Raw genomic sequence first — 8356 nt, forward strand, 5'->3', positions numbered from 1 at the left:
AGGAACCTAGCCGGCCGCGCCGGCCCGATAGCCGACCCCGCGTACCGTCATGACGATGCGAGGGTTGTCCGGGTCGTCTTCGACCTTGGCGCGCAAACGCTGCACGTGCACGTTGACGAGGCGGGTGTCCGCCTTGTAGTGGTAGCCCCAGACCTGCTCCAGGAGCATTTCCCGGGTAAAGACCTGCTGGGGCTTGGACGCAAGTGCCAGCAGCAGGTCGAATTCGAGCGGGGTGAGGTTGATCTGCCGCGAACCGCGCCGCACCTCGTGCCCGGCAGCATCGACGACCAGGTCCCCGATCTGCAGGTTGGCGGGGATCTCCGATGAAATCGGGCGCAGGCGCGTGCGGATCCGGGCGACCAGTTCCTTCGGGTTGAACGGCTTGACCATGTAATCATCAGCGCCGGACTCGAGGCCCTTCACGACATCCGTCGTGTCGGTTCGCGCGGTGAGCATGATGATGGGCGTGCCGGATTCGGCGCGGATCTGGCTGCAGACCTCGATGCCGTCGAGACCGGGCAACATCAGGTCCAGCAGAACCAGATCGGGCTTGACGGCGCGAAAGACTTCCAGGGCCAGGGAGCCGTCGGCGCAGAAGACCGGCTCGAAGCCCTCGGCGTGCAGCACTATGCCGATCATCTCGGCCAGCGCGGTGTCGTCGTCTACGACAAGAATGCGTGAGTTCATCAAACCGTTTTCCGCTCAGTCACCCAAAATACCCCGGTGAGTCATGCAATCACTGGCTTAAGAGTAGTCGACGGCGCCGCAGGAAAGCTCAACGCGCTCATTCCACACCGAGGTATGCCAGCATAGGTTTCGTGACCGACCCGCAGAACTGGCACTCCCCGACCGATGACGGGCGCAGCATCCCGGTCGGCGACGAGCAAAAACCGTCCCTCGCGCCCTCCGGTTTTGTGCCCCCGGCAAAACCGACCGGTGCTCCCGGTGCGGAAACGCCGCCGGTCTGGGGTCCCCCACCGACCTGGACGCCCCCGCCCAGACCGGGGCTGATCCCCCTGCGCCCGCTGAGTTTCGGAACCCTGCTGTGGGCGCCGTTCCAGGTTCTGCGCCGCAACCCGAAGGCGACCTTCGGCAGCGCCCTGCTCGTTCAGGCGGGCGTCGCCCTGATCGCCGTCGTCATCGTGGGTCTGGTCTCCTACTTCGCGCTCGCACGGGTAGAGAACTCTCCGCTGGAGGACCGCGACGCGCTCGAGGCCGGCGCGACCCTCAGCATTGTGCTCTCGGCCATCGTGCCGCTGGCTCTGGCGGTGGTCGCATCCGCTCTGTTGCAGGGCGTCATCGTGATCGAGGTGGCCCGCGCCACGCTCGGCGAGAAGCTGCGGTTGGGCGCCCTGTGGCGCGCCGTGCTGCCGCGCCTCTGGCCGCTGGTGCTCTGGACCCTGATGCTGAGTTCGGCCCTGATCGCGGCCATCGCCCTCGTGGCCGGACTGGTGGTGTTCTTCGTCTCCCTCGGCGGAGCGGGCGTGGGTCTGGCGGTGGTCACCGGCATCCTCGGCACGGTCGCCCTGCTCGCCCTCGGCATCTGGCTGTTCACGAAGACCTCGCTCGTGCCGAGCGTTATCGTGTTGGAAAGGCTCGGCATCCGGGCGGCGGTGGGGCGGTCCTGGTCGCTGACCCGCGGATACTTCTGGCGCACGTTCGGCGTGCAGTTCCTGGTCGCGACGGTCGTGAACGTCGTCTCCCAGATTGTGACGACACCGCTGTCGCTCCTGTTCGGTGCCGCCATCTCCGTGGTCGACCCGAACGCCGCCTTCGATGCGTACCTCCCGTCGGTCATCCTGTACGTTCTGACCATCCTCATCGGCCTGGTGCTCGGCGCCGTAGCAGCCGTGGTGCAGTCGGCCGCGACCGCCCTGATCTACATCGATCTGCGGATGCGCAAGGAAGGCCTCGACCTCGAGCTGGCCCGATTCGTCGAATCGGCCGCCGGCGCCGGTGTAGACCCCTACCGCTCGAAGCCGGCACACGCCTCGGAGGCTGCCTGGGCATGATCGCAGGGTCGCACATCCACACGGTGATCCGGGCGGCGATACCGGTCGATCCCGGCGCGCCCGAAGCGCGGAAGTGGCTGCGGGAAGAGCTGGCCAAGGCTCCGTACGAGGCCGCCAAGCCCACCTGGTTCGACCGGTTGTCGACATCGATTCTGGACTGGTTCGCCTCCCTCACCGCGCCGTCGGCCGACGGTTTCGCCGCGTGGGTGCCCCTGCTCCTGACCGTGGCCGTGGTGGTCCTGGTCGTCGCCGCCCTCCTCATTTTCGGCCTGCCCCGGCTCAACCGGCGCAGTCGGCTCGCGTCCGTCCTCTTCGGCGTCGACGACCGTCGCGGCGCCGCCGACCTGCGTCGTGCCGCGCTGGCCGCTGCCTCCCACCGGGACTGGAACCTGGCGAGTGCGGAGATGTTCCGGGCGCTGGCGCGCGGACTGTCCGAGCGCACCATCCTGATCGTGACGCCGGGCACCACCGCGCACTCCTTCGCGGCGCGGGCCGCCGAGGCCCTCCCCGGCGAACGGGTGCGACTGAGCGAGGCGGCCGAGCTCTTCGACGGGGTGCGCTACCTAGGGATCGACGGCACCGAGCAGCGCTTCCTGGCCCTGGCGGCGCTCGAGAGCGACCTGCGGACCGCCCGGCCGCCACAGCTCGAGGACCCAGCCCCGACGAAGCAGCCATGAGTCTTCTCATACAAACGGCCTCACCGTCGGCCGAGAACGCCGTCTCCTCCACACCGACCCTGCGCGAAGCCGGGCGCCGGGCGCGGTACTGGCTGCTCGCCGGCGTCGGCGCACTGATCGTCGCCGTCGTCAGCACTGTCCTCGCGGCGGGCGGCGGCGTGGGCGGTAAGCCCCTCGAGGCCGACAGCGCGGCCCCAGCCGGCGCGCGGGCGCTCGTCGAGGTACTCCGCCGGCAGGGTGTCGACGTCACCGCGGCCGACACCCTCGCGGAGGCGCGGAGCCTGGCCGGCGCCGCCGCCGACCCCACCGTGTTCTTCTTCGACGAGAGCGGCTACCTCACCGACGACCAGCTGAGCGAGATGTCCGCCCTGGCTCCGCGCACGGTGGTGGCCTCCCCCGATTTCCTGGCGCTGCAGACGCTGACCCCCTCGGTGGGCTTCGGCGGCGTGTCCCAGACCACGGTGTCCCGTGCCGCCTGCACGGTCGCGGCCGCCGTCAAGGCCGACAAGCTCTCCCCCGGCGGTTCCACACTCACGATCCCGGCCGACGCCACCGAGCTGAGCGGATGTTTCACCTCGGGAGAGAACGCCTTCGCCCTGGTCGAACAGGCCACCGCCGACCGGACACTCACCCTGCTCGCCGACGGCACCCTGTTCAGCAACGAGCAGATCGGCCAGGCCGGCAATGCCGCTCTCGCACTCAACCTGCTGGGCGCGGGCGACGCGCTCGTCTGGTACCTGCCGACGATCGCCGATGTGCCGGGAACCGGAACGCTGTCGCTCGGCGAACTGACGCCCGGTTGGGTCACCCCGACCCTGATCCTGCTGGTGCTGGTCACCGTGGCCGCGGCCGTCTGGCGTGGGCGGCGCTTCGGGCCTCTCGTCGCCGATAACCTGCCGGTCACCGTGCGGGCCAGCGAGACGATGGAAGGCCGGGCCCGGCTCTACGCACGCAGCAACGCCCGCCTGCGCGCCCTCGACGCGCTGCGGGTCGGCGCCGTGCAGCGCCTTGCCGTCCAGGTCGGGTTGTCCCGGCTGGCGAGCCTCGACGATGTGATCGCCATGGTCGCCACCGTGGTCGACCGGCCGCCGGCCGACGTTCGGACCGTGCTGGTGGACGCCGTCCCGGCATCCGACTCCGATCTCGTCGCCCTCTCCGACCGCATCCAGGAAATTGAGCGGGCGACGGCCCGCGCGACCACGCCCCTGCCACCCGGAAGAATGGACTCATGAGCACTCACACCCCTGTCGATACCCTGCGAGGCTCCCTCGCCCAGGTCCGCACCGAGGTCGGCAAGGCCGTCGTCGGACAGGACGGCGCGGTAACCGGGCTGATCATCGCGCTGCTCGCCCGCGGCCATGTGCTGCTCGAGGGCGTGCCGGGCGTCGCCAAGACTCTCCTGGTGCGGTCCCTGAGCCACTCGCTCAGCCTGGAGACGAAACGGGTGCAGTTCACGCCGGACCTGATGCCGGGCGACGTGACCGGCTCACTCGTCTACGACGCTCGGGTGGGCGACTTCGAGTTCCGCAAGGGCCCTGTCTTCACCAACATCCTGCTGGCCGACGAGATCAACCGCACCCCGCCGAAGACCCAGTCGGCTCTCCTTGAGGCGATGGAGGAACGCCAGGTCAGCGTCGACGGGCTGTCCCTCCCCCTGCCGGACCCGTTCATCGTCGCGGCGACAATGAACCCGATCGAATATGAGGGCACCTACACGCTGCCCGAGGCCCAGCTCGACCGGTTCCTGCTCAAGCTCGTGCTTGACGTGCCGGAGCGCGACGCGGAATTCGAGGTGCTGCGGCGCCACGCCGAGGGCTTCAACCCCCGCGATCTGGCCGGTGCGGGCGTCACCGCGGTTCTCGGCGCGAAGGAGCTGGAGACGGCCCAGGCCGCCGTGGCAGCCGTGGGCGCCAGTCCGGACGTCCTCGCCTACATCGTCGACCTGGCCCGCGCAACGAGGAGCAGCCCGTCGGTCAAGCTCGGCGTCAGCCCGCGCGGCACGACCGCGCTGCTCGCCGCGGCCAAGGCGTGGGCCTGGTTGAGCGGCTATGACTCGATCACCCCCGACCATGTGCAGGCGATGGTGCTGCCGGTCTGGCGGCACCGCGTGCAGCTGCGGCCGGAGGCGGAACTCGAGGGCGTGTCCGTGGACGCGATCCTGCGTGCCGTGCTCGCCCAGGTGCAGGTGCCGATCTAAGTGACGCTCACCGGTCGGTTCGTTGCCCTCCTCGCGCTCGGCGTCGTGCCGATCGTGCTACTCGGGAGCACCCCGGGGATGGCGACGGCCGTGCTGGGACTGTGGGTGCTCGCCCTCGTGGGTCTCGGCATCCTGGACCTGGCCCAGGCCGGATCGCCGCGGAAGATTGTGCTCACCCGCAGCCTGCCCTCCCGAGTGCGCCTGGGCGAAAGCGTGACGAGCGACCTGTACCTGACCAACACCGGGGGGCGGCGACTGACCATGGTGGTGCGGGATGCCTGGCAGCCGTCGGCCGGGACGGGCAACAACCGCACGCCGCTGGTACTCCCTCCTGGCGAACGACGCCTGGTGTCGCTGCGAATGACGCCCACCCGGCGCGGCGAACGCCGGGTGGACCAGGTCACGGTGCGCTCGTTCGGGCCGCTCGGGCTGTGGGCCCGTCAGGCCACCCTCCGGGCACCGGGCCAGATTCGGGTGCTCCCGCCCTTCAACGCGCGCAAGCACCTGCCGTCGCGCATGACCCGACTCAAGGAGCTCGACGGGCGCACCAGCCTGCTCGTGCGCGGCCAGGGCACCGAGTTCGACTCCATTCGCGAATACGTGCGCGGCGACGACGTACGCTCGATCGACTGGCGAGCCACGGCCCGGCACAACGACGTCATGGTGCGCACCTGGCGCCCGGAACGAGACCGCCGGGTGGTCATCCTGATCGACAGCGGCCGCACCTCGGCCGCCCGCATCGACGACGAGCCGCGCCTCGACACGGCTTTCGAGGCGTCGCTGCTGCTCGCCGCGCTGGCGGCCGGGGCCGGCGACCATGTGGACTTCATCGCCTACGACCGTCGGGTGCGCGGCCGCGTGCAGGGTGCGCAGGGAGCGGAGCTCCTTTCGCGCATGGTCGACACCATGGCCCTGATCGAACCGGAGTTGATCGAGACCGACTGGTCGGCCGTTCCCGGGGAGGTGCGCGCGGTGACGAGCCGCCGGGCCCTGGTCGTATTGATCACATCGATCGACGCGGCTGGAGCCTCGAGCGCCCTGCTGTCGGTGCTCCCCCAGTTGACCCGCAGAAACACCGTGATCGTCGCATCCGTCACCGACCCAACCACCCTGGAGGCCACGCGCCCGCGCGGCAACCGGGAGGAGATCTACCGGGCGGCGGCCGCCGAACGGGCACTGCTCGACGTGGCCCGGGTCTCGGCCGCCATCCGACGCCAGGGCGCCGAAGTCGTCACCGGCTCCCCCGCCGACCTGCCACCCGCACTGGCCGACCGCTATATCGCGCTCAAGGCCGCCGGCCGGCTCTAGTCGCTAGGCCGCGTAGATCCGGGTGCTGCCGGCCTCGAATTCGGCCAGGTCGCCGGTCTCACCCGCCCGCACGGCACGCCGGCCGAGCACGAGCATGTAGGCGAGGAAGGCGAGCAGGGCGGCCGCGCCGATCCCGATCTTCACCGGCCACGGCCACGGAGCCGGGGTGACGAAACCCTCGATCACCCCGGAGACGAAAAGCACGAAGACCAGACCGATGGCCACCGTCGAGAGGGCGCGGGCATCCTCGGCCAAGGCCTGCGCGCGCGTGCGCGCCCCCGGGGCGATCCAGGCCCAGAAGATGCGCAGTCCACCTGCCGCGGCCACGAAAATAGCGGTCAGTTCGAGCATGCCGTGCGGCGCAATGTACAGGAAGAACACGTCGCCCTTGCCGTAGGCGAACATGACTGCGGCCGTGATGCCGACATTCTGCGCGTTCTGCAGCACGATGTAGGGAACGTAGACGCCGAGGATCCCGAAGGCGATGGCCTGCGCGGCGATCCACGCGTTGTTGGTCCAGACCAAGCCGGTGAAGGATGCTGCGGGATTCTCCGAATAGTAGTTGACGAAGTCCTCGTTGACCAGTTTCTGCAGCTCGGCGTCGGAGCCGACGGCCGCCAGGGCCTCAGGGTTGCCGGAGATCCAGAAACCGTAAAGGCCCGCGACCACAATCGTCACCACCGCCACGGCAAGGGTCAACCACCGTAGGCGGTAGAGCGCGGCCGGCAATTGCAGCACGAAGAAGCTCGGGATCTGGGAAATAACGTTCGCGCTCGCCCCCGTGAACCGAAGCCTCGCCCGGGACAGCGCCACTGAGAGCCGGTCACCCTCCAGCGTCGAACCGGCGGTCGATTTGATCGCCGACAGCTGGGTCGCACCGGACTGGTACCGCTCGATCAGTTCGTCTGCCTGCGCGCCAGAGAGCCGCCGCTGCGCACCGAGCTCAGCCAGGCGGTCCCACTCGGCGCGGTGCGCCGCTGAATACGCGTCAAGGTCCATCTGCTCTAATAGTAGACATGGAGCAGCCCGGCAAGGTGGCCGATCACGGCCAGTATTCGTGGAGCGAGCAGGAATTGGTCACCGGCGAGGCCGTTGCCCTCGATGTAAGGGCCGCCAGCATTATCCTGCGCGCCGCCGGAACGATCATCGACTATGTTGCCTACATCCTCCTCTTCCTGGGGGTCGCCTTTCTTGTGGCCGGTCTCACGGGCGTGGCAGTCGACGACGCACTCGGACGGGCGCTCGGGATCGCAGGCCTGGTGGTCTGCCTGCTCATCGTGCCGATGGCTGTCGAAACGGCCAGCGGCGGACGGTCCCTGGGCAAGCTCGCCATCGGCTCCCGCATCGTTCGCGACGACGGCGGCGCGATCCAGCTGCGCCACGCGTTCATCCGCGCCCTGCTGGGCATCATCGAGATCTACCTGACGTTCGGTGGCATCGCCGCCACCACTGCGCTTCTGAACAGCAAGTCCAAACGCCTGGGCGACCTGCTGGCCGGCACGTACAGCCAGCACGAGCGGGTTCCCCGCCTCACTGATCGAACCGTTCCGCTGCCGCCCGTGCTCGAGACCTGGGCCCAAACGGTCGACATTGTGCGGCTCCCCGATCGCCTGTCCCGCCGCATCGCGCAGTTTCTCCGCCAGGCCGACAAGCTGACTCCGGCGACGCGGCTGCGCCTCGCAGACAGCCTGGCCACCGAGGCCGCCCCGTTCGTGTCGCCGAAGCCGGAGGTCTCGGCGGAGGTCTCGGCGGAGGTCTTCCTGGCCGGGGTCGCCGCGGTGCGCCGCAGCCGGGAGTCCACGGCGCTGAAGCTTGAGCGGGAGCGTCTCGACCGTCTGCAGCCCATTCTGCATAGCCTCCCGCACGGTTTCCCCCAGCGGTAGGGCGCCGGACCTCTCCCCTGCCGTTCCCGCGACGTATCCGACGAAGAATGTGGCGCAGCCGCCGGCGGGGCGGCTTGGCCGGGCCGTGTGTGTGTGGCTAACTCAGGATATCCGTTGCCCGCCGTGACCGGCTGCCGCGGATCGGTGCGGCACGGGTGCGGATGCCCGGTGCGGCCTGGTTGGATTTCCTGAGTTGGCCACGACCGCTACCGGATGGTGTGCCCCGCCGGGTGGGTGGGGCGGGGTGGTGGTTAACGCACAATGGCCACCCGTGAGGGT

General features: G+C 69.4%; 8 protein-coding genes. 6 read left to right on the top strand and 2 right to left on the bottom strand.

The window, feature by feature from the left end; all coding sequences use genetic code 11:
- Nucleotides 1–6: 6 nt before the first annotated feature.
- Nucleotides 7–687 (bottom strand): MtrAB system response regulator MtrA, encoded by a 681-nt coding sequence (gene mtrA, locus E3O22_RS05625; protein ID WP_134396008.1) that lies wholly within the window; start codon nucleotides 685–687, stop codon nucleotides 7–9.
- Between the two features lie 131 nt (nucleotides 688–818).
- Here mtrA and E3O22_RS05630 point away from each other — a divergent pair, with 131 nt between their 5' ends.
- From E3O22_RS05630 to E3O22_RS05650, 5 genes are read left to right on the top strand one after another with little or no spacing between them, the layout of a single operon-like run.
- Nucleotides 819–2012 (top strand): hypothetical protein, encoded by a 1194-nt coding sequence (locus E3O22_RS05630; RefSeq protein ID WP_134396009.1) that lies wholly within the window; start codon nucleotides 819–821, stop codon nucleotides 2010–2012.
- Nucleotides 2009–2689 (top strand): DUF4129 domain-containing protein, encoded by a 681-nt coding sequence (locus E3O22_RS05635; RefSeq protein WP_134396010.1) that lies wholly within the window; start codon nucleotides 2009–2011, stop codon nucleotides 2687–2689. The genes E3O22_RS05630 and E3O22_RS05635 overlap by 4 nt, the downstream gene beginning before the upstream one ends.
- Nucleotides 2686–3921 carry a DUF4350 domain-containing protein gene (locus E3O22_RS05640; RefSeq protein WP_134396011.1) on the top strand — a complete coding sequence of 412 codons (1236 nt, stop codon included), beginning with the start codon at nucleotides 2686–2688 and terminating at the stop codon, nucleotides 3919–3921. The genes E3O22_RS05635 and E3O22_RS05640 overlap by 4 nt, the downstream gene beginning before the upstream one ends.
- On the top strand, nucleotides 3918–4886 hold the full coding sequence (locus E3O22_RS05645; RefSeq protein WP_134396012.1) for a MoxR family ATPase: 969 nt from the start codon (nucleotides 3918–3920) through the stop codon (nucleotides 4884–4886). The genes E3O22_RS05640 and E3O22_RS05645 overlap by 4 nt, the downstream gene beginning before the upstream one ends.
- Complete coding sequence (locus tag E3O22_RS05650; RefSeq protein WP_134396013.1) at nucleotides 4887–6194, top strand: DUF58 domain-containing protein; 1308 nt, start codon at nucleotides 4887–4889, stop codon at nucleotides 6192–6194. It abuts the gene before it with no gap.
- Nucleotides 6195–6197: 3 nt separating this feature from the next.
- Here E3O22_RS05650 and E3O22_RS05655 read toward each other — a convergent pair whose 3' ends face one another.
- Nucleotides 6198–7193 carry a stage II sporulation protein M gene (locus tag E3O22_RS05655; RefSeq protein ID WP_134396014.1) on the bottom strand — a complete coding sequence of 332 codons (996 nt, stop codon included), beginning with the start codon at nucleotides 7191–7193 and terminating at the stop codon, nucleotides 6198–6200.
- 17 nt (nucleotides 7194–7210) lie between these two features.
- On the opposite strand from E3O22_RS05655, the gene E3O22_RS05660 reads away from it, so the two are divergent.
- Nucleotides 7211–8077 (top strand): RDD family protein, encoded by an 867-nt coding sequence (locus E3O22_RS05660; protein ID WP_134396015.1) that lies wholly within the window; start codon nucleotides 7211–7213, stop codon nucleotides 8075–8077.
- The last annotated feature ends 279 nt before the right edge of the window (nucleotides 8078–8356 follow it).

The sequence above is a fragment of the Cryobacterium sp. TMT2-18-2 genome (assembly GCF_004402245.1).
GTDB lineage: Bacteria > Actinomycetota > Actinomycetes > Actinomycetales > Microbacteriaceae > Cryobacterium > Cryobacterium sandaracinum.